The following is a 22673-nucleotide window of genomic DNA, read 5'->3' as shown; positions in this document are numbered from 1 at the left end:
TATAAGCATCCCTATTCAGGGATGTTTTTTTATACTTTAGTGCCTTCAAAAAACATTTAATGAAGAAAATTCTTTGGCTGCTGATATTCTCTTTTAATTTTTTACTCCTGAACGGACAAAAATTCAGTCTTGATGGGAAAGTTTTGGATTTTGAGAAAAAACCGATAGAAAATGCTACGGTTTATCTTTTAAAACAAAAAGACTCATCGGTTATCAATTATACATCGACGAATAAAGAAGGTAAATTTTCTTTAAAAACCAATGAACTGAATGAGCCGTCAATTTTAAAGGTTGATGCAGAAAAATTGATTTCCTATTCTAAAAAGTTGGAAAAAATAGATCAGTCGATCAATCTGGAGAATATCCAATTGGATAAAAATCAGATTACAGATATTGAAGAAGTAAAAATTACCGCTTCTCCTGTAAAAATAAAAAAAGACACCATTGAGTTTAATGCAAACGCAATTAAAGTCCGTCCCGACAGCAATATTGAGGAATTATTAAAAAACATCAGCGGTGTAGAAATCGACAATGACGGAAAAATTACCGCGAACGGAAAAGAAGTCGATCAAATCATGATCAACGGAAAACCTTTCTTCGATAAAGACGGAAAAATTGCTTTAAAGAATCTTCCGGCAGATATTATTAAAAATATTCAAATTACTTCAACCAAAACCAAAGAGGAAGAACTTACCGGAAAAACACCGAAATCTGAAAATGCTACGATCAATTTCACTATTGATGAAAAGAAAAATAAAGGTTTTCTTTCTAGAATCACAGCCGGCTACGGTTCAGACGAACGATATGATGGCAGCGGATTTTTAAGCTATTTTAAAGATAAAACGAAAATAAGTTTGCTTGCTTCTTCCAACAATATCAATTCTCAGGGATTCTCCAGCGATGAGGTTTCCGACAATATGGGAAGAGGTGGACGAAATATGCAGGCAGGAAATTCTTCAACAGGGATACAAAAGTCGACAACCATTGGTCTCAATTACAGCGATAAACTCAGCAAAGAAGTAGAAATCGATGCGCTGGGAATTACCAGAACCAGTACCAATCTGGAAACAGCTTCAAAAGTTTCAAAAACAACTTTTCTTCCAGATTCTACTTTAAAAACAGATTCTGAAAATAATGCAGAAAACGAAAGTGAACAGTATAGTTTTAATTCATCAATAAAAATAAAACCTGATACATTAAGCACTATCTATTTTTCGCCCGCTTTTTCACATTCAAAAACAACTAATTTCAGAAAGGCAACATCTACAACCTGGGGAAATGATGAACTTTTGAATACATCAGCATCTACCACCAATTCTAATTCTGAAAACAATTCATTCAGCCCGAATATTCATTATTCCAGAAAATTTAAAAAGAAAGGAAGAACCCTCTACACCAGTTTACATACTTCAATTACTGAAAATAAAAACAATAATCTTACGAATTCCCAAACATTATTTTATGATAACGGAATTGAAGATGTCACAAAAAGAGATACCAGAGACCAATTAAGCACTGTAAAAAGACAAAACAACAATTACTCGTTTAGTGCAAAATATTCCGAACCGATTTCTGATTCACTGAACGTAAGTTTTGGTTTAAATTATAATTCCAGAAATTCTATAAATGATAGAATAGTAAATGATTTCGATGAAATTACAGGACAGTATTCTCAATATAATCTGGCGTTGTCCAACAGTTCGAACGAGAAAAACAATCAGCTTTCTCCGCAGGTTACCGTTGAACTCAATAAGCAGAAAATGAATTTGTGGGCTTCTGTAAATGTTGATCTGACTGATCTAAAATACAATTCTATTTTCAACGGGGCACATTACGAACTGGAAAGAAACTTCTCCCTTCCCGATTATAATGCAGGTTTACAATACAGAATTTCTAAAAATTCCCGAATCAGCGTTTACAACTCGGCAAGTTTTACCATTCCGTTATCTACTAATTTGATTCCTTATACGGATGAATCCAATCCGCTGATCACCTACAAAGGAAATCCAGATCTGAAAAACTCTTGGAGCAATAGAACAAGCCTGTATTTTAATAATTTTAATGTCCCAAAAAATATCAATTATCATATCAATATCGGTTTTACGTACAACAATAATGACACGACCAATTTTTCTTATTATGATGAATCCGGGAAACAATTTGTAACCTACACCAACATCAGCGGAAATAAAAATGCAAATATTGGCGGAGGTTTCAGCAAAACCTTTAAATGGGGAGACAGCCGATTGATGGTAAATCCCAAAACCAGTTTTAATTACAGATTTAATAAAGGTTTTATCAACGGACAACAGTTCACCGGAAACTCGTATACTTTTGCTCCGGGAATTAATTTAATGTACGATAAGAAAGATAAAATCATCGTGAAGCCTTCCTATAATGTCAACTATTCTTTTTCAGAATATAAAAACTACAGTGTTGAAAGCATCAAAAATACGTATCAAACATTTAGACTGGAGCTTACCAATTATTACCTGAAAACCAATCTGCTTTTTGGAAATGATTTTGAATACAATACCAGCTCCAACATTGCTCCCGGTTTCAAAAGAGATTTTTATTTCTGGAATACGAGTGTAGGCTATTCTTTTTACAATAAACAGTTCACAGCAAGAGTAAAAGTATATGATGTTCTCAATCAGAACCAAAGTGTAAAAAGAACAATAGCTGCCTCTTATGTGGAAGATCGTGAAGACCTGATCTTAAAACGTTATATTATGTTTTCTCTTACTATGAAACTGAACAAATTTGCAGGAAAGAAAATGTGATTTAAACACCCAAATTCAACTATTTTATTACGAAATACCTGTCATTCTGACGAAGGAAGAATCTTTTTAAACCAAGTGCAGATTCTTCACCACACTTTGCTTCGTTCAGAAGGACAAGAATCTCTTACCATTAACATTTAATTAAAAGCTTTTTTATGTTTAAATTAGCGTCAAATTTTATGTAATGAAGATTCATTTTTCAATCTTGTTTATTTTCCTGTTTGTTTTCGGGAATTCACAGAATAAACAACAACCTGATACTTTTGTAAAAGATAATTTTATAAAAAAGGAAATGTACATCACCATGCGTGACGGAGTGAAACTTTTCACTGCAGTTTACATTCCGAAAGATATTTCCAATAAAAACAAGTACCCGTTTTTGATGCAGAGAACATGCTACAGCATCGCTCCTTACGGTGAAAATGAATACAGAACAAAGCTTGGTCCGAACCAATATTTAATGAAAGACAAATATATCTTTGTATTTCAGGATGTTCGAGGAAGATATATGAGTGAAGGGACGTTCACCAATATGACACCACAGGTTGACAGAAAAACGAAGAAAGATGTTGACGAAAGTACCGATACCTACGACACAATCGATTGGTTGATTAAAAACATCAAAGACAATAACGGAAAAGTAGGACAATACGGAACGTCTTATCCGGGATTTTATACAGCCGTAGGAGTTTTAGCTCAGCATCCCGCTTTAGTAGCCTCTTCTCCACAAGCTCCGATTTCAGATTTTTGGAATGACGACTTTCTTCACAACGGAAGATTCATGATGGGATATTTCAGAACCTTCCCTGTATTCGGAGTTCAGAAAACAAAACCTGAAAATAAAGCGTGGTATACAGATTCTATGATCAAAGTGACTTCTGAAGATGGCTTAAAATTCTACAGAGACATGGGAACATTGAAGGATGGCTACGATAAATATTATAAAGATAATTTCTTCATGACGGAAATTATGAACCATACCAATTATGATGAATTCTGGCAGAAAAGAAGTCTTCTCCCTCATCTTAAAAATATAAATCATGCTGTAATGACTGTTGGTGGTTGGTTTGATGCAGAAGATCTTTCAGGACCTTTAAATATTTATAAAACGATTGAAAAAACGAGTCCGAAAGCGAAAAATACAATTGTGATGGGACCTTTCTCTCACGGAGCTTGGGCACAGGAACAAGGAAAGCATTTCCATAATCAGATTTACTTCGGAGACAGTATTGCAACATACTATCAAAAAAATATTGAAACTAAATTTTTCAACCATTATTTAAAAGGAAATACCAAACAGGATGCTGGTTTACCGGAAGCTTTGATGTATGACACCGGAGCAAAACAATGGAGAGAATTTGCAACATATCCTCCGAAAGAAGGACAGAAAGTAAATTTCTATTTATCAAACGGAACATTGAAAAATGCAGCAGGACAAGGTTCATCGGAATATTACAGTGATCCGAACAATCCGGTTTTGAGTTCTGATAATTTAAAAGATTTCAACGGGTTCACTCCTAAAAATTATATGTCGGAAGACCAAAGATTTGCAGAAGGAAGACCAGATGTTTTAACATTCACGACAGATGCTTTAACGGAAGATATGACTTTCGCCGGGGAAATTATGGCTAAATTGAATATTTCTTCTACTTCTACTGATGCCGATTTTGCGGTTAAATTGATTGATATTTATCCTGAAGATTTCAAACCAATTGAGAAAAAAGACGGGGTGATCTACGGAAATTATCATCAGATGGTAAGAAGTGAAATTATGCCGGCAAGATTCAGAAACTCGAGAGAAAAAGCTGAAGCATTGGTTCCCAATCAAAAAACAGCAGTGAATTTTAGATTACAGGATGTTGTTCATACGTTTAAAAAAGGACATAAAATCCAGATTCAGATTTCTTCAACCTGGTTCCCGTTATTTGCAATCAACCCACAGAAATTCTTAGATAATCCGAATTTTGCAACGAAGGAGGATTATACAAAAGCGTTTATCAAGGTTTTTGATGATAGCGCGATTGAAGTTGAGGTTTTGAAATAAATTTTAAAAAGCTGGTTCGGTTTGAACAGCTTTTATTTTTTGTCTCCCGCAGATTTTGCAAATTAAGCAGATGATTGTGTTTAAAAAGATCTGCGTCATCTGCACAATCTGCGAGAAATAAAATTATACGTAACTTTTGTCATTCTGTAGGAATCTAGGTTCATTTATTAGAAATTAGAATAAAAAAATATTGGCTTAGATTCCTACGGAAATCTTTAAGTAAAATCACTCTTCGATTGTTCTAAAAGTCAGATTTACTCGCGGAGTTTTCACTTTTGTTGTGGGCGGAAGTCGATGCATCCAATGATCTTGAGTCGTTCCTTTCATCACCAGTAAACTTCCGTTTTCTAAGAATATTTCGACTTTTTCTTTCGTTGCTTTATGCTTAAATAAAAACTTTCTTTCCGCTCCGAAAGTCAGAGAAGCAATTGCTCCATGCTTTTTCAAATCTTTTTCACCATCACTGTGATACGCCATTCCTTCACTTCCGTCGTGGTATAAATTCAACAAACAGGAATTATAAGTTTCTCCTGTTATTTCTTCACATTTTTGTTTTAATTCTAAGAGTTCAGGAGTCCAAAATTGGGCATACTTTGTTCTTTTTGAATACGTGTATTCAAATGGTTTTTCGCCGAACCAGGCTACTTTTCTTTTCGTTAAAATCAATTTCCCGAAAATCATTGCTTCATCATTTTCCCAAGGAATCTGATTGAATAAATAGTCATAATAAAAATCCGACTTTTCTTCGGAGAAAATTTTTCCGTAATAGTGAACAGTTCCGTCGTTGGGAAGGATATTTAAAGGGTTATCTGATATGTCTTCGAATAAGCTTAACATAATAATGTTTAAAGTTTTGTATACGTTTTTGTCATTCCGTAGGAATCTAAGCAGGGTATTTTTTAAATTTTAATCTATAATAAATGAACCTAGATTCCTACGGAATGACAAACTTGAAGTTGATTTTTTTACAATTAAAATAAATTTTGATTAAAGTACATTATTCTCATTGATGAAGAATGTACAATAAAGTAAAATCTTAAGAATAAATATGAGAACTTTCCCAGCCAACTATCAGCTGTTTTCGTTCACTTCCCCATCGATACCCTCCCAGATGTCCGGAAGACTGAATGACACGGTGACAAGGAATTAAAAAAGCTACAGGATTACTTCCAATCGCCGTTCCAACTGCTCTTGAAGCATTTGGATTTCCTATTTTTCCGGCCAAATTTCCATACGTTGACAATTTTCCCATCGGAATGGTCAGAAGACTTTCCCAAACTTTTAATTGAAAATCGGTTCCTTTTAAATGGAGTTTTATCGTATTGAGCTTCGTCCAGTCCTTATTGAAAATGGACAATGCATTTTTCTGAAATTCATCCAGTTTTTCAAAAAAAGAAGCATTAGGAAATTTAAAAATTAAATCTCCCAATGCTTTATTGGTATCGGTTTCAAAGACCATATAACAGATTCCTTTTTCTGTGGAAGCTGTAATTACAGTTCCGAAAGGTGTTTCAGAAAAACTGTAATTGATTGTAAGGCTTTTTCCTCCGTTTTTATATTCTGCCGGAGACATTCCTTCAATCTTCACAAACAGATCATGTAATCTACTTGTACTTGAAAAACCTGTCTCGTAAGCTGTATCAAACAAACTCGCTTTTTCTTCCTTCAACAAATTTTTAGCATGTTCAAGGCTGATGAACTGCAAAAATTTCTTCGGACTTGTTCCTGCCCAATCAGAAAACATTTTCTGAAAATGAGCCGGACTTAAATGAATTTTCTCCGCCACTTCCTCTAAACTTGGCTGAAGTTTAAAATTGCTCTGGATATATTCTATCGCTTTGGCAATTCTTTCGTAATCTATCTGATTTTGTGTAGACATACCGTTGAATTTACCTCACAAAGTTCCAAAGAATTTCTAACAGAAAAAATCCGTTTCTTGCGAAGTTTTAGTCTTGATTAATATGATAATAAGCAAGCATTTTGTAATATAACTTCGCAGCTAAGAATGCACTTGGTTTTGCCATCGGAGAATCCATTAATTCTACAATATCAAATGCTACAACGTTACATTTTTCAAATACTTTTTTCAATAATTCCAGTGTTGGATACCACTGTAAACCTCCCGGTTCAGGCGTTCCTGTTGATGGACAAATTGAAGGATCAAAAGCATCAAGGTCGATCGTGATATATACGTTTCCTGAAACTTTTTCCAATACGTCATTTACCCAGTTTTCGTTGTTTGCAATTTCATGCGCGAAAAATACTCTTCCTTCCGGTAAATATTCAGCTTCTTCAATATCCATTGAACGGATTCCCACCTGTACCAAGTTGTGCTTCTGATTTGCTTCAAATACTGCACAAGCATGATTAGAAGTAGAACCGTGGAATTCAGGACGAAGATCTGTATGAGCATCCAATTGAAGAACCGTTAAGTTTTCAAATTTCTCCCCAACTGCACGAATAGAACCGATAGAAACAGAATGCTCTCCACCGAAAAGTGTGAATAATTTACCATCATTGTTCAAAAGTTCTTTTGTTTTTTGGTAAACCGCTTCAGTCATTGCTTCTGGTGTAGAATTTTCAGAAACTTCTCCAGCCAGATAAACTCCTTCTAAGTAAGGTTCAGTCTGAGTTTCGATATCATAAAGCTCCATGTTTTCAGAAGCGTTTAAGAACAATTCCGGACCTTTATCAGCTCCTTTTCCCCAAGTTGAAGTTCCGTCGTAAGGAACAGTCACCAACATTACTTTCGAGTTCTCTAATGATGCATTTTCTTCAGGAATTCCTGCGTATGTTTTCATGTTTTATTTAAAAATTAAATGATTCCGGCAAAGATACAAAATAGTCTTTGAGTTATAAATTATGAATGATGAGTTATGAATTTTTAACCTTCATTCTCATTATTTTAATTTTTAAATCCTTTACTGTTTAAATTTTAAAAGTTATTTTTGCTTAAAATTAAATTTTATGTCATTAAAAGCTGTGCTATTCGATATGGATGGCGTCATTGTGGATACAGAACCATTGCACAGAAAAGCCTATTTTAAAACATTTAACGAACTGGAAATTACGGTTTCCGAAGATTTATATACTTCTTTTACAGGGGCTTCAACAAAAAGAGTTTGTGAAACTTTAATTCATCAATTTGATTTAGATCATACTCATGAAACGATTGCTACCATCAAACGAACGCACTTCAAAGATTATTTTTATAATGATGATGAATTTGATTTGATTCCCGGAGTAAGAGAATTAATTCAGCATTATTATGAAAACGGAATTACCTTGATTCTGGCTTCTTCTGCAACCATGACCACTATCAATATGGTTTTTGAAAAGTTCGGATTAGAAAAATATTTCAACGGAAAAATAAGCGGTGCCGATTTAAAAGAATCAAAACCTCATCCTGAAGTTTTCTTATTAGCAGCAGAAATGGCAGGAGAACCTATTGAAAATTGTATGGTTATCGAAGATTCTACCAACGGAATTTTGGCAGCACACCGAGCTAATATTTTCTGTGCAGCATACCGAAGCCCACATTCTAAAAATCAGGATTACACGTTGGCAAATACTGTAGTTTCGGATTATGAAGATCTTCAATTGGATAAAATTTCAAAGTATTTTTAAATAAAAAAAGCTCTCAAAATTTGAGAGCTTTTTATTTTTATATTCTTTTTATTTTTCTGAATGAAATGAAGAATCTAATCTATTCTTAGTATCCAAGAAGCTTCAATACATCTTCCGGTTCCTGTTTTTCACGGAAAATTTCATAGTGTAATTCTCCATTTTCATCTTTCTGAATCAAAACGTGTCTCGGTTGAGGCATTAAGCAGTGGTGAACTCCACCATATCCTCCGATTGTTTCCTGATATGCTCCTGTATGGAAGAAACCAATATACAAAGGCTTTGTATCACTGAAAACCGGTAAATAAATAGCGTTGGTATGCTGTTCAGAATTATAATAATCATCTGAATCACAAGTCAATCCACCTAAGAACACTCTTTCATAAGTATCATCCCAACGGTTTAGAGGAAGCATAATAAAGTGTCTTGAAATCGCCCAAGTATCAGGAAGAGTCGTCATGAAAGAAGAATCGATCATATTCCATTTTTCTCTGTCGTTCTGACGTTTCTGAGAAATAATCTTATAGATATTCGCACCACTCTCTCCTACTGTAAAACTTCCGAATTCTGTATAGATATTTGGCTCTTCAACCCCTTCTTCCTCACAGAATTTCTTAATTTGAGAAACGATTTCCTCCACCATATATTGATAATCGTAATCAAATTGTAAAGAGGTTTTGATTGGGAAACCACCACCGATATTTAATGAATTGACTTCAGGAGCAATTTTCTTCAAACGTGCATACACACGAAGACATTTGTACAATTCGTTCCAGTAATACGCTGTATCTTTGATTCCCGTGTTGATGAAGAAGTGAAGCATTTTCAATCTTGCATTCGGGTGTTCAGCAATTTTTTGGCTGTAATAAGGAATAATATCTTTATATCCGATTCCTAATCTTGAGGTATAAAATTCGAACTTCGGTTCTTCCTCAGAGGCAATTCTGATTCCGATGTCGAATGTAGTATCAATACTTTCTGTTAATTTATCAAGTTCACGATAATTATCCAGAATTGGAGTAATGTTTTCAAAACCGCTGTTGATCATATCTGAAATTTTCGCCAGATAATCATCCGTTTTGAAACCGTTACAAATCACTTCGATATCTTTTGTTACTTTCCCTTCTTTATAAAGAGATTTCACAATATCCATATCATACGCAGAAGAAGTTTCTATAGAAATATCATTTTTCAAAGCTTCTTCCAATACAAATTTGAAATGACTTGATTTTGTACAGTAGCAATACCTATAATTCTTCTTATATTCGGTTTTCTCAAAAGCTTCCTTAAACCAGCTCTTGGCTTTCTGGATATTTTGAGAAATTCTCGGCAGGTAGCTAATTTTTAGCGGAGTGCCAAACTGTTCAACAACATCCATTAAAGGAATATCGTGGAACGACAAATTGTTCTCAGATACATTGAACTCCTCAGTAGGAAAATACAACGTCTGATCAATAAGTTCCGAGTATTTTATTTTCATTTCTAAACAAGTGAATTAAGAAATGCAAAATTGCTAAAAAAGTTTGATTTTTTAACGTTAAATTTATTATAATTTTTCGTGGGTTTTGTGATGAAAATTCTACTCTGATTATCAATAGGTAAACTTCTGAATATATTCTTGCCGTTTATTTTCAGAAATTCCTAAAACCTGTTGAATATAGTTATCGATCGAGCCATATTTTTTATTGATTTCATTAAAAGCAGCATCCAGATAATCAGTCTCCACCCAACTTAGCTTTTCTAAAACGTTAACGTCCATTTTCGGATAAAGAAAATGCAGATTATTAGCGAGATTCAGTCTTTTATCAATTAGTTTTTTCCTGTAATTATTCGACAAAAGATAGTCGTTATAAATCGTTTCTTTATCAAATTTTAAAATGGTAAGAATCAAAGCAGTGGTAATTCCCGTTCTATCTTTTCCTGCTGTACAATGATATAAAATAGGTTGATCTGATTCTAAAATCTCAGAGATGATTTTCTTTATAATTTCAGGATTTTCTGTGACATAATCTTTGTAAAATTCCAGCATTCTCTTATCTGCATCCGAACCGTCAACTTTTCCTTTCAACACTAATTTTTTAGCCTGATCCAATTGATCACCTTCATCTTCAAAAGCAGAGTAATTTTTATACACGACTCCGCTGGGAAGATTATCCGGTTTTTGAGCAATCTCTTTTGAATTTCGAAGATCTATAATTTCTTTAATTCCTAATTGTTCAAGCTCATCAAAAGATTTTTTCTTTAATTGATAGAGATGTCCGCTTCGGTAAAACTTTCCTTCTTTTAAAGTCCTTCCATCGACATTTTTGATATTTCCAATTGTTCGAAAATTATGAACTTTCTTTATTTCAATATTTTTTTCTGTTTCACTTTCTCCATATTCGGGTACGGATAATTTCTGCGTTTTGCAAGAGAAAGCACAGACTAATGAGAGGGATAGAAATGATATATTAATTAGTTTTTTCATTTGTACATCTCATAGATTATACACTATTTACAGAGAAACAGCCTCACTATAATTTTTTAAGGTCTGAAATAATTATTTCCAACAAAAAGTAACAGATCACCTGTTTCATATTCAATAGAAACTTCATCTTTTACAGCGAAATTTCTTGTTAAAAGCTTAGTCGTTATACTTCCGCTACCATTGGTTAATTCCCAGTTCAATCCGTTTGTTGTAATATGATCAACCATGGGAAAAGGATATAAAGAAATCATCTTATCTTTCACTCCTTGTAAAATCATCTTCTTAGGAACAAAATAATACTCGGAAAAATCATCAAAGAATTTAATATTCATCTGATCTTTAAAACGATACGCTACCGTAAGATTTCCTAAAAAATGATCCTGCTCTCCTCCACTTCCTCCTAAAACATCAACATTTGTAAAACCTCTTTCTAAGATAATTTCCAGAGCTTTATGAAAATCTGTTTTATCCTGATCGGGAGTATAAATGAATTTATCTTCATAGATATTTTCATCTTTCCCCGAATGTGAATCAAAATCACCGGAAATAAAATCCAGTTTTTCTAATGGAAAATTTAAGTTTTTTAAATAATGAAAAGCTCCGTCCGTACAAGCAATCAATCCATACGTTTCAAGATCCGGAACAGATTTCGGAGCATCTCCGTTGATGAACAATAATACTTTATCTTTCATTCGGATTCCAGTATTCTTCCGGCTCGTTATTTATTTTTGAAATATATCTTGCCAAAACAAACAGGTAATCTGAAAGTCTGTTCAGGTATTTAATCAATTCCGGACGTACTTCTTCCGATTCGTTCAAGAACACTAAAGAACGTTCTGCTCTTCTGCAAATCGTTCTTGCGGCATGTAAAAACGTTGCCGGCTTTCCTCCTCCGGGAAGAATAAAATATTGTAACGGTTCTAATGCCTCATCAAAAGCATCCATCCAGTTTTCCAGTTCTTCGATCTCAGTTTCTGAAATGATGATTGGCAAACGTGATTTTCCATTCGCTAACATTAATTTATCAACGGGAGTCGCTGCTTCTGAACCTACCGTAAATAAATCGAACTGGATTTTTTTTAATTGTCTTAAAACTTCCTGATCTTCAATATGGCTTTTTGCAATTCCGATGAACGAGTTCAGTTCGTCTATATTTCCGTAACTGTCAACTCTTGCACTTGCCTTTGAAACTCTCGTCCCGCCATACAAAGCTGTCTGACCTTTATCTCCTGTTTTTGTATAAATTTTCATAGTACTAAATTACTTTTTTCTCTTTAGGCAGACAAATGTTTTTGCTACTCTTACTTTGCAGACAGAATTCAATACAACGTTATATTTAGATGTAAAATATTTTATATTTGTAGTGTAATTTATTAATTTCAGTATGAGTTCCATAGAGTTAGTATTGCTTATAATTTCTATTCTGACACTTATGTTTTTCAGCTTTTTTAGTTTATTTAAAGCCAAAAAGAAAATTAATAGTAAAAAAATAGGAGAAAAAAAGGAGGGTATTCAAAAGCTTAAGGGTATAGCCAATGAAAACTCTGCACAAAGCGTACTTGAAATAGGAGTAAATATTTTTAAAAATCTATTTTAAGTTAAACAGTCCAACTATTCTGATTTCTAATTACTCAATTTCAACAAATAAAAATGACCGATAAATCGGCCATCTTCTCAAATTATTTATTTACCTCTACGTATTGTAATACGGTCTGGTTCTTGGGATTGTAGATAATCGTACTGCTATTCGGAAATCGTTTTAACCTGTAATATTCAATACTGTTATCATTTTTAATATCGTCCAAAAAGCTGGAATCTATTGTATTTTCAGGAAGAAATTTTTCTACTAAACTGATTTTATCGATGATGCTTTGTCCGTCAATTTTTTTGGCAGTTTTATCAGATTTATTCTCATCAGTAGCCGGCTGACTTTCCAAAAACGGAATTAAAGCCGCTTTATCTGCTTTATATTTAAAAATAAAGCCTTCTGAACCATTCGGAAACTTGAATTTCTTTCCTGTTCCTTCAGAAATGATTACTTTATCGGCTCCTGGAAAAATCTGATTAAATGGAACATCCTCAGAATTGGTTAGAGAATTTATAGATTCATTGACAGTCTTTTTTACTGTTTCTTCTACCGCATCCTGAGCTTTCTGCTTAACGGTTTCGGTAGTCTTCTGAACAGTCTGGTCAATTTTTTCTTCAATTTTATTACATGACACTAATAAAAATGCAGGTACAATCGCCAAAATAAGTTTCTTCATATTTTTAAATTTCGAGACAATTTACAATTTTATTAATTCACTTTGTTTATCTAACGGAAAACTACGCCCAGATATTTTAATAAAAAATAAAATATTTTTTCATGGTGAAAATCCTACTGACAAACTGTTGTCATAACCTCGATTTACCTTTGTATCAACAATAACAAACAATATTAAAATTATGACAACTACAGCAACCATCACAAAACAATTTATGACATCTGAACAATTATTAGAACATTGGCAAGGTCACAGAAATTTGACAAGAAGAGTCATCGAAATGTTCCCTGAAAAAGAATTATTCGAATTTTCAGTGGGAGGAATGAGACCATTTGCAAAACTGGCCGTAGAATTAATCAGCATCGGAGGACCAGCTTTGAAAGGAATCGTAGACAAGAATATGGAGGCTTATAATGAAGAAGGTTTCGCTCCCAAAACAAAAGAAGATATTCTGAAAAAATGGGATGAGGAAACTGAAGTAATCAACACCTATTTTGCTCAGATTTCGGAAGAGCGTTTTCAGGAGACTTTCAATTTATTCGGACAATATGAATTCCCGGTATATCAGAATATTCTGTATTTCGTGGACAATGAAATCCATCATCGTGGACAAGGATATGTGTATTTAAGAGCTTTAGGAATTGAGCCGCCTTTTTTTTGGGAGAGATTTTAGGATCTTTAATGCCTTTATGGAGACTAAAATCTTTGATCAATCTTAATCTTAAAAATCAATCTTAATTGATACAAAAGGGCAAATCTGCAACATCACAAATATATTCAAACCTTCCATAATTTGAATTTTGACACTCATTTTACTTTGTTGCTTTTTGTCCTTTTAACAAAAGAAACCATCTTCAAATTTAATTAATATTGCTAAAAAGCCTCAACAGAAATTGTCGAGGCTTTATTGATGTTTGTCGGAAATTTCGGTTAATAAATTCCTTAATTTTTCTTTCAGGCTTTCCGGTTCTAAAATGGTTGCAAAATCAGCGAACGTAATCAACCAGCGAGGAAATCCGTCTTTCATCGATTCTGTTTCGAACGTCAATTCTACCATTCCGTTTTCTGCATCAACTTCTTGGGTCAATCCATAATATTTTTTAGAGTTGACCAAGAATCCCATTATTTTTTTCTCGACTAAAAGTCTTACCGTCGTCTTATTTCCATTACCACTTTTTCTATAATCGTTGATTTGTCCGTACTCCCCTAAAAACGGATTCTGAGTTTTTGAAATTTTTAAAATCCTGTCCACACGGAATTGTCTGAAATCATTTCTCAGCGTACAGAAAGCCATGATGTACCAATAATTAAATTCAAAGAAAACACCGACCGCTTCAATGGTTCTTGTTGAAATTTGATCATCAACCGTTTTATATTCTATGGTCAACTGACGTTTTTCTGCAATACTTTCCAGAATAGTGGGAATTACATCTTTTATAGTGTCTTCCGTTTTTGCATGATACTGGAAAATATCAATCTGTTTTTCAATGTTCTGAATTAAATTTCTATCGGAATATTTCAACACAGAACGTACTTTTTCCATCGCCGTCTGATAATGACTTCCCAAACTCTGATGGGAGAATTTCTGCATCAGCTTCTCTGCGGTAATGAAACTCAATACTTCTTCTTTGGTGAACATTACAGGCGGAAGTTTGTAGCCATCCATTAAAGAATATCCGCTTCCGGCTTCACCAACAATAGGAATTCCCGCGTTTTCCAATGTTTTGACATCCCGATAAATCGTACGAACACTTACATCAAACTTCTGAGCCAGATCTTGTGCTCTGACAATGGGTTTTGATTGCAATTGAGTAAGAATAGCGGTAACTCTGTCGAGTTTTTTAAGATAATGGTCGTTCATTGACTGTTTTAATAGGTAGCAAAAAAATTTCTAAAATTAATTATCTTTATAGGTATTCACCAATTTATCTAAATTTAAACTTCTCGCCGAAGCATCAAAAATTTCTTTATACGTTCCTTCGATCTGTACCAATTCATCATGTGTTCCGCTTTCTACAACTCTTCCTTTTTTCATCACATAAATTTTATCCGAATCTAAAATCTGCGATAAAGAATGGGAAATAATGATCACCGTTCTTCCTTCTTTTATGGCATCCAAAGAGTTTTTGATCTGTTCTGTCGCAATCGCATCAAGACTCGCTGTAGGTTCATCAAGGAAAATAATTGGGGGATTTTTTAAGAATAATCTTGCAATCGCAATTCTTTGCTGCTGTCCTCCTGAAAGCTGGGTGGCATCATGATTATATTTTTCCGGTAAATCCAGAATCTGCTCGTGAAGGTAGGCTTTTTTCGCCGCTTCTTCAATTTCTTCAAAGGTGGCATTCATGTTTCCGTAGCGGATATTGTCTTCTATACTTCCCTGAAAAATATGATTTTTTTGAAGCACCAATCCTAAATCATTACGAAGAAAAGTATTGTCATACTCATTTAAATTAACATTATCCAACAGAATTTCACCTGAATTTGGAAGGTAGAATTTGCATAAAAGATTAATAACCGTAGATTTTCCGGCACCACTTAAACCGACCAAAGCAGTTGTTTTCCCATTTTCAATTTTCATGGAAACATCATGCAAAGCCTGTGTTCCGTTGGGATAAGAGAAATTGACATTTTTTAATTCAAAGTTTCCTTTTATTTCTTTTTCTACGAAAGCTCCGTTCGGTTCTTTTTCGTCTTCTGCATTTAAAATATCAAAATAGCCTTCTGCATAGATCATCGCATCGTTCATATCATCATAAATTCTGTGTAATTGGCGAATCGGAGCGGAAACATTATTGAAAAGCATGATATGGAGCATGATTGCCCCAATCGTCATTTGCTGATCCAACACCAAATAAACCGTTAAAAGAATAATTAAAACCACTCCGAACTGTTCGATAAAGGTTTTCAATCCATCATAAATAAAGTTGGTTTTTCTGGTGAACATCTGGCTTTCCATCAACTGCATCTGCAAATCGTATTGCTTTTTTCCTTCGAATTTTTCTCGAACAAAACTTTTGATAACCATGATTGAATTAATTAAATTCAAAAGTCCTGAAGTTTTTTGTTCACGCTGGTTTCTCAACGTTCGTCTTACTCCTCCCAATTTTTTTGCCTGCAAAGAACTTACGTAAAAATAGATGGGAACAATAATCGTAGAAACAATTCCGACATAGACATTCTGGAGATACATAATGATCAAAGCAATAATTGCATTGGAAAACAACGGCAACATATCGATGAAAAAGTTCTGAACCAGTCTTGTTAAGCTTTCAATTCCTCGATCAATCCTTATTTGCAACTTTCCCGATTCGTGGTTTTCATCATTAAAATAGGCAACTCTGTACGTTAAAATCTTATCAATTGCCGATTGTGCTAAAACAGAACTTACATTGATTCTGATTTTCTCTCCGTAAAATTTCTGCCCGAAATTGATGAAAATATTCAATAACTCCTTCCCCAGTAAAATCACCGAGATCAGAACCAAAACGTGAATCCCTTCCGACATCGGATGCGGAAGATGGGTAAGTTTCGTCACCTCATCTACCGTATATTTTAACACCAACGGATTCACCTGTGCCGCGAGAGCTCCTAAAAATGTAAGAAATAGTGTTCCGTAAATCATCAGTCGATAAGGTTTTATAAACGGAACAAGTTGCTTGTAAATACCGAATAAGGTAATGGTTCTGTTAAAAGGTTTTATCATAGAATTCCTTTAAAGATATGTAGTAAAGTTAATTTTTTTATTTCAGAAGCCCATAAAAAAAGCCGACTAAACGCCGGCTAAAATTTGATATGAAGAAAATTTAGTATCTTGTTTTTAGAACAATTTCACCCAAGTCTAATAATTCTTCCTGATTTGTGAAATGTACTCTTCCTTTTTTAGAAAGAACTTCCCAAGAAATTATAGAAACAATATCATCTACAATCCCCGGTTCTTTAGAATCTTCAACATATTCAAAAGTTCTTTCTCCGGTTAATTTTACCGGCTGTTGATAATTTTGATTGACAATAAGCAAATCTCCTTTTCCATCTAAGGCTGCCCGATAAATTTCCTGAAGATCCGTTAAAACTTTTCCGTGAGAAACAGCTTCTCTCAACTCTTCTATAGCCTGAGTTCTTCCTTCTTTTTGTTTTGCTTTGATAATTTCATACGCCTGCTCTACGACATGATGTTCATCCGATTCTGAATAATTTTTATTATCATGACCAATATAGATTCCAGGAATATCGGCAACTTCTAATAATTTACTGTAATTATCAGCAGTACTTATCACTACAATCTCCAATCCCGTTTTTTTGTGGATTTCAACGACAGCTTTATCAATTCGGTTAAAATATTCTTTTATCTGATTATCCACTTGTTTGCCGTCACTTCTCACATCGGAATGGGTAATATAAAATGGGTTTTCAGGAAACGGAAAGCCTTCTTCATGAATTTCTTTTATGACCTGATCATTTACGGCTTCCAGTAATTTTGTTCCGTTTTGTGCCAATACCAAGATAAGATATTCCTGGGATCTCACCGCATCTTTCACCAACGGTCGGATGGCGAACTTCCCATCTATTTCAACAGTATTATCTCGTGTTGGCCAGGTAGATCTTATGATTTCTTCGGTATTATCCGATAAGAATATATGTAAACTTTCTAAATTGTGACGGTGGTTAATTTTTCCTGAAATATTTTCCAGTTTTTCTAACACTGAGGAAGCCGGTCTTTTTCCGAATTCTTCAATCACTCTATTTTCAGCTTCTTTGATCAGGTTTTTAAGAACAATTTCGTCCTGTTGATTTTCTGGCAATGTACGGTGAGTATTCAAAGAGATACTTACTGACGGTTCATTGACTTCTACGGCTAATTTTTGTAATTTTTCTTTTAGTGACATGGTTTATATTTTAAAAGATTAATAAAAACAAAAGGAATTTGTCATTATTTTTTAAATCATTAATAAAAATAAATTCCTTTCACTACAGAAAATGCAAAAACCACTCCTCAACTCTCTTTTTCATTAACGAATTCAAAAAAAGTGATAAATATCAGAAAATAAAATATATAAAAAAAAGAGCAGAATTTATCTGCCCTCTTTATTAATCTTTTATATCGAATATCTGTTATCCTTCGTATAAATACGTCGTTACATAATGTAGCTCTTGTTTTGCTGCTTGTTTAGAGTCCAACTCTGCCTGTTCTAAGGAATAATTGGAATTGATTTCCTTTCTTTGGAACACATAAGCGTTATTCGCATTTTTATCAAGAACGTCATTAAAAATATGCTGAATTTCTGAATTCCCTAACGATGCAAAGCTGATATCTTCAAAGCCATACATTAATCTAAGATCATCAAATTGAGCAAAATTATGATCTACAAAACTTTGGAATTGAGATTTCGAATCGAAATTTCCAGCCCAGATATTGTAAGCATAATTTTTCTTTTTCGGTTTGTCGAAAATACTCTGATACACAAAGTTTTCTCCCAAATAAGCTTCTCTTACCTGTGGATCGTTTGCCAACTCTTCCGGAAGACCTTCTTTCAAGATTCTTCCTTCAAACATGATGTATGTTTTATTGGTAATTGCTAAAGTCTGCTGTACGTTGTGGTCGGTAATCAGAATTCCGATGTTTTTATCGGTAAGGCTCCTTACAATTTTCTGAATATCTTCCACCGCAATCGGGTCAACTCCCGCAAAAGGCTCATCTAAAAGGATAAAACTAGGATCTGTCGCAAGACATCTTGCAATTTCGGTTCTACGTCTTTCTCCTCCGGACAAAAGATCTCCTCTGTTTTTACGAACATGCTGCAAAGAAAATTCTTCGATCAGTTCATCACATTTCATCTGTTGTTCACGTTTTGAAAGTTTTGTCAACTGAAGAACCCCCATGATATTGTCTTCTACAGAAAGCTTTCTAAATACGGAAGCTTCCTGAGCCAGATACCCAATTCCTTTTTGAGCTCTGCGGTACATCGCATCGGAGGTGATCTCCTGCTTATCCAGGAAAATTTTACCGGAAGTGGGCTTAACCAATCCTACAATCATATAGAACGATGTAGTTTTTCCTGCTCCGTTGGGACCAAGCAATCCAACAATTTCTCCCTGCTGAACCTGTACTGAAACACCTTTTACAACTTTTTTAGGACCGTATTCCTTGATTAAGTTTTCTCCTCGTAAAATCATAGCAGCAAAGATAAAGTTTTTTTGAATTCAAATTTTAGATTAAAACCTACAGACAAAAGTTTTATGATATTTTAAAATTGAACCCAATAATTTTTAATTAATTTTATGACATCAATCAACCTTCACAAAATATATGGAAAATAATCAGCAACTCACCGAACTTTTAGCCTTGGATTTAGGCATCAATATTACCAACCGAAGGCCTTATGCGAAAGAGGTTTTCAAATGGCAGGACATAGATCTTCTCCCACATTCTTCGGCAGACACTTTACTTTGTGAAATTTTTGAATGGAACGGAAGGAACTGGAGAACCACCGGGAATAATCTTATCGGTTTTTTATTTTCGGATACCAATCTGAATACCGTTAAAAATCAATTGATCAATGCACCAAAACATCCTGCTTTGATTCCTGATTTTGAATTCACCAAAGACAGTATGATCGAATATGGTCTTTCTTTACCTTCGTTATTTAATATCGGAGTGAATGGAAATATTAAAAGTGCCAAAAATTTTTCTGTACGGGTAAATGGAGTTACAAAATCCCGAATCACCAATATTGATTCTCCCGGAATCGAAATTTTAAGAAGTTATTCTGAATTCACTCAGAATAAATCTAAGACGTATCGAAAAAACATCAAATTCAACTATTTAAGTACTTCTTTATTCTACGCGGAAAGTGTGGAAATTTATCTTGAAAAAGAATCAGGAGTAGGCTTAGATGTAAGTTTTCAAACTCAGAATGTAGAAGTGGATGCAAAAATTGATACGGATACCAAGAAACATTTTGTATTAAAATATTCAGGAAACCAGTCACCTTTTGCTGCAAAATTTACCAAAGGAAAAGATTTCAATATCTCTTAAAAGAATCGGGGAATTTCAATTTTGAAATTCCCCGATTCTTTTTTATTGTGTTAAAAATTCTACTTTACCCGTTTCCATATGGTATTCCCCTCCCACAATCTTAATTTCCTTCTTCTCTTCCATTTCTCTTAGAATTGCACTGTTTTTTCTGATATTATCTATAGTCTGCAATACATTAGATTTCGTCACCGCTTCCACATAAGCGGGATTCTTTGAAGTTTTGTCTCCCTGAAAATTTCCAGTCCTCGCAATAGCAGGTTTAATTTTTGCTAACAAACCGGTTATATTCCCAAGTTCCACATTATCTATAGCCGATTTTATTGCCCCGCAATGTTCATGTCCCAATACCATTACGACCTTTGCTCCGGATACTTTACAGGCAAATTCTAAACTTCCCAAAATATCTTCATTACTGATATTTCCGGCAACTCTCGCCACAAACATATCTCCAATTCCGGAATGAAAAACATCTTCTACCGGAACTCTTGAGTCTAAACAGGATAAAACTACAGCTCCCGGAAATTGCCCTAAAGACGCTTTACGGATTCTTTCAGACGTATTTCTGATGGTAAGATTATCTTCTACATATTCTTTATTTCGCTGCTGCAGAATAGAATACACTGTATCCGGTGTAAGCTTGGATTGTAATTTTTCAGTTAAGAAAGATTCATCAATAATTTCATCTTTGCTGATTGTAATAGAATCTCCATCCTTTTCAGGACTCTTTTTCGGATCATTACAAGAAATCAATACCGTTAAAACGAATAACAATACTCCTAAGTTATACATTGTTTTTTTCATAGTTAAAAATTTTGGTGAAATGATTTAAGAATCTAAGGTACAACTTATTAAATATAATCCACTGCTAATATTAACTAAATTTAACATGATCTATCAACAAAAAAAGATTGCTTACTACAGTAAACAATCTTTCTTTCTTATGAATACAGGAAAAACTACCTGTTTAAAATCATCGCAGCTTCTTTTGCAAAATACGTGAAAATCATGTCTGCTCCTGCTCTTTTAAAGCATGTTAAGCTTTCAATAATCGTTTTATCATTATCCAACCAGCCATTTTGAGCGGCTGCCTTTACCATCGCGTATTCACCACTTACATTATAAACAGCAATTGGAAGGTCAATCGCTTCACGAACTTTAGAAACAATATCCAAATATGGAAGACCCGGTTTGATCATGATGATATCTGCTCCTTCTTCCACATCTTTGTACACCTCATTCAATGCTTCACGAGAATTGTGAAAATCCATCTGATACGTTTTTTTATCTTTCGGAATTTCCATATCGTCTTTTGGAGCACTGTCTAAAGCACTTCTGAACGGGCCATAGAAAGAACTTGCATATTTTGCCGCATAACTTAGAATTCCCACATCTGTAAATCCGTTTTCTTCTAATGCCTCACGAATCGTCAAGACTCTTCCATCCATCATATCACTTGGTGCCACAATGTCAGCTCCGGCTTCTGCATGAGAAACAGACATTCTTGCCAATGCATCATTGGTAGCATCATTCAGAATTTTTCCGTTTTCAATAATTCCGTCGTGTCCGTAGATTGAATATGGATCTAAAGCCACATCCGGCATCACAATCATTTCTGGAACTGCATTTTTGATCGCTCTGATCGTATTCTGCATCAAACCGTCTTTATTCCATGCTTCTTTCCCTGTATTGTCTTTCAGATGATCTGACACTTTCATGTACAGATTGACAGATTTTACACCCAAAGAAAATAATTCTTTACATTCTTTCACTGTAAGATCTATACTCCTCCTGAAAATTCCCGGCATCGAGGGAATAGGTTCCTGCTTGTTTTCGCCCTCCATTACGAAGATGGGCATTACAAAATCATCGGTTGTAAGAGTATTTTCTCTGATTAAACTTCGAATAGATTGATTTACTCTAAGCCTTCTGTTTCTTGAATGTATCATTTTGGAATACTTTTTGAATAAGTTTATGCAAATTTAATACAAGTTCTATAAAAAAATATTGCAAGAGATTATAGAATTAGTTATTTTTGTTATAATATATTCGAGAAATTATAATTGGATGAAAAAATTTTTACTTTTATTTATATTCATAGGCGCATTTGTTGGATTTTCTAGCAATTTAAAAGCTCAACAAAGAGAGCCTTCTTCCACCTCGCAAAAGGCTGATGATGGAATAATCGTAGCATATCCCAATCCTGCGAAAGATTATCTGGTTGTAAAAGCAAAAGATACCTCTTTAAAAATCAAGAATGTAACTTTCTATTCTATTCTTGGTACTCAGGTAGCCAGCTATGCTGTAAACATGAATTCCGGAGAAATCAATATTGAAAAATTAAAACCCGGAAAATATCTGATTCGCTATATTTTGAGCGATAACACCCAAAAGGTAACGCAAATAGTAAAACAATAATATTAAATCCTGATAATCATCAGGATTTTTTCTTTTCGCA

At 34.1% G+C, this 22673-nt stretch carries 20 protein-coding genes and 1 pseudogene; 7 read left to right on the top strand and 14 right to left on the bottom strand.

Going from position 1 to position 22673, the window contains the following annotated elements; translation table 11 throughout:
• The first annotated feature begins 59 nt into the window (after positions 1-59).
• Entirely contained in the window at positions 60-2783 is a 2724-nt protein-coding gene (locus RM51_RS07380; RefSeq protein ID WP_039366983.1) for an outer membrane beta-barrel protein, read from the top strand.
• A gap of 184 nt (positions 2784-2967) precedes the next feature.
• Positions 2968-4827 carry a CocE/NonD family hydrolase gene (locus RM51_RS07375; protein WP_039366979.1) on the top strand — a complete coding sequence of 620 codons (1860 nt, stop codon included), beginning with the start codon at positions 2968-2970 and terminating at the stop codon, positions 4825-4827.
• A gap of 225 nt (positions 4828-5052) precedes the next feature.
• Here RM51_RS07375 and RM51_RS07370 read toward each other — a convergent pair whose 3' ends face one another.
• The 3 genes from RM51_RS07370 to speB all read right to left on the bottom strand — a co-directional run bounded on the left by RM51_RS07370 (position 5053) and on the right by speB (position 7628).
• Positions 5053-5664, bottom strand: coding sequence for an alpha-ketoglutarate-dependent dioxygenase AlkB family protein (locus RM51_RS07370; RefSeq protein ID WP_039366977.1), 612 nt, complete (start codon positions 5662-5664; stop codon positions 5053-5055).
• Between the two features lie 199 nt (positions 5665-5863).
• The gene (locus RM51_RS07365) at positions 5864-6706 is read right to left on the bottom strand and encodes a bifunctional helix-turn-helix domain-containing protein/methylated-DNA--[protein]-cysteine S-methyltransferase (protein WP_039366974.1); all 843 of its coding nucleotides are present in this window, start codon (positions 6704-6706) and stop codon (positions 5864-5866) included.
• 67 nt (positions 6707-6773) lie between these two features.
• Entirely contained in the window at positions 6774-7628 is an 855-nt protein-coding gene (gene speB, locus RM51_RS07360) for an agmatinase (protein ID WP_039366972.1), read from the bottom strand.
• Between the two features lie 166 nt (positions 7629-7794).
• On the opposite strand from speB, the gene RM51_RS07355 reads away from it, so the two are divergent.
• A complete protein-coding gene (locus RM51_RS07355) occupies positions 7795-8454 on the top strand; it encodes an HAD family hydrolase (protein WP_039366969.1) in 660 nt (219 codons plus the stop codon).
• An 85-nt stretch (positions 8455-8539) separates the two neighbouring features.
• Here RM51_RS07355 and RM51_RS07350 read toward each other — a convergent pair whose 3' ends face one another.
• The 4 genes from RM51_RS07350 to RM51_RS07335 form a co-directional block, all read right to left on the bottom strand.
• A complete protein-coding gene (locus tag RM51_RS07350) occupies positions 8540-9931 on the bottom strand; it encodes a type III PLP-dependent enzyme domain-containing protein (RefSeq protein ID WP_039366966.1) in 1392 nt (463 codons plus the stop codon).
• A 111-nt stretch (positions 9932-10042) separates the two neighbouring features.
• Positions 10043-10918 carry a tyrosine-protein phosphatase gene (locus RM51_RS07345; protein ID WP_039366963.1) on the bottom strand — a complete coding sequence of 292 codons (876 nt, stop codon included), beginning with the start codon at positions 10916-10918 and terminating at the stop codon, positions 10043-10045.
• 56 nt (positions 10919-10974) lie between these two features.
• Positions 10975-11610: a thiamine diphosphokinase gene (locus tag RM51_RS07340; RefSeq protein WP_039366960.1), complete on the bottom strand. Its 636-nt coding sequence runs from the start codon at positions 11608-11610 to the stop codon at positions 10975-10977.
• Complete coding sequence (locus RM51_RS07335; RefSeq protein WP_039366957.1) at positions 11600-12169, bottom strand: cob(I)yrinic acid a,c-diamide adenosyltransferase; 570 nt, start codon at positions 12167-12169, stop codon at positions 11600-11602. The genes RM51_RS07340 and RM51_RS07335 overlap by 11 nt, the downstream gene beginning before the upstream one ends.
• A gap of 133 nt (positions 12170-12302) precedes the next feature.
• Between RM51_RS07335 and RM51_RS07330 the strand changes: the two genes are divergently transcribed.
• A complete protein-coding gene (locus RM51_RS07330) occupies positions 12303-12515 on the top strand; it encodes a hypothetical protein (RefSeq protein WP_039366954.1) in 213 nt (70 codons plus the stop codon).
• 82 nt (positions 12516-12597) lie between these two features.
• On the opposite strand, the gene RM51_RS07325 is transcribed toward RM51_RS07330, so the two are convergent.
• A complete protein-coding gene (locus RM51_RS07325; RefSeq protein ID WP_039366952.1) occupies positions 12598-13182 on the bottom strand; it encodes a hypothetical protein in 585 nt (194 codons plus the stop codon).
• Positions 13183-13363: 181 nt separating this feature from the next.
• Between RM51_RS07325 and RM51_RS07320 the strand changes: the two genes are divergently transcribed.
• Positions 13364-13855: a DinB family protein gene (locus RM51_RS07320; protein ID WP_039366950.1), complete on the top strand. Its 492-nt coding sequence runs from the start codon at positions 13364-13366 to the stop codon at positions 13853-13855.
• Between the two features lie 231 nt (positions 13856-14086).
• Here the strand turns inward: RM51_RS07320 and RM51_RS07315 are convergent, their stop codons facing one another.
• The 4 genes and pseudogenes from RM51_RS07315 to lptB all read right to left on the bottom strand — a co-directional run.
• The gene (locus tag RM51_RS07315) at positions 14087-15043 is read right to left on the bottom strand and encodes a helix-turn-helix transcriptional regulator (protein WP_039366948.1); all 957 of its coding nucleotides are present in this window, start codon (positions 15041-15043) and stop codon (positions 14087-14089) included.
• Positions 15044-15079: 36 nt separating this feature from the next.
• Complete coding sequence (locus RM51_RS07310; RefSeq protein WP_084111022.1) at positions 15080-16807, bottom strand: ABC transporter ATP-binding protein; 1728 nt, start codon at positions 16805-16807, stop codon at positions 15080-15082.
• A 181-nt stretch (positions 16808-16988) separates the two neighbouring features.
• Positions 16989-18068 (bottom strand): baeRF3 domain-containing protein, encoded by a 1080-nt coding sequence (locus tag RM51_RS07305; protein WP_039366944.1) that lies wholly within the window; start codon positions 18066-18068, stop codon positions 16989-16991.
• 562 nt (positions 18069-18630) lie between these two features.
• A pseudogene (gene lptB, locus RM51_RS07300) lies at positions 18631-19356 on the bottom strand (LPS export ABC transporter ATP-binding protein); the annotation flags it as partial.
• A gap of 133 nt (positions 19357-19489) precedes the next feature.
• On the opposite strand from lptB, the gene RM51_RS07295 reads away from it, so the two are divergent.
• Positions 19490-20218, top strand: a complete 729-nt coding sequence (locus RM51_RS07295) for a hypothetical protein (RefSeq protein ID WP_039366942.1) — start codon at positions 19490-19492, stop codon at positions 20216-20218.
• Between the two features lie 42 nt (positions 20219-20260).
• Here the strand turns inward: RM51_RS07295 and RM51_RS07290 are convergent, their stop codons facing one another.
• Entirely contained in the window at positions 20261-21019 is a 759-nt protein-coding gene (locus RM51_RS07290; RefSeq protein WP_039366938.1) for a carbonic anhydrase family protein, read from the bottom strand.
• A 155-nt stretch (positions 21020-21174) separates the two neighbouring features.
• Positions 21175-22164: a porphobilinogen synthase gene (gene hemB / locus RM51_RS07285; RefSeq protein WP_039366934.1), complete on the bottom strand. Its 990-nt coding sequence runs from the start codon at positions 22162-22164 to the stop codon at positions 21175-21177.
• 118 nt (positions 22165-22282) lie between these two features.
• Here hemB and RM51_RS07280 point away from each other — a divergent pair, with 118 nt between their 5' ends.
• A complete protein-coding gene (locus tag RM51_RS07280; protein WP_039366931.1) occupies positions 22283-22633 on the top strand; it encodes a T9SS type A sorting domain-containing protein in 351 nt (116 codons plus the stop codon).
• Positions 22634-22673 lie beyond the last annotated feature (40 nt).

The sequence above is a fragment of the Chryseobacterium taiwanense genome, from assembly GCF_000813825.1.
Lineage (GTDB): Bacteria > Bacteroidota > Bacteroidia > Flavobacteriales > Weeksellaceae > Chryseobacterium > Chryseobacterium taiwanense.
The sequence above is the reverse complement of the archived record's forward strand: the minus strand, read 5'-3'. Positions and strand labels throughout refer to the sequence as shown.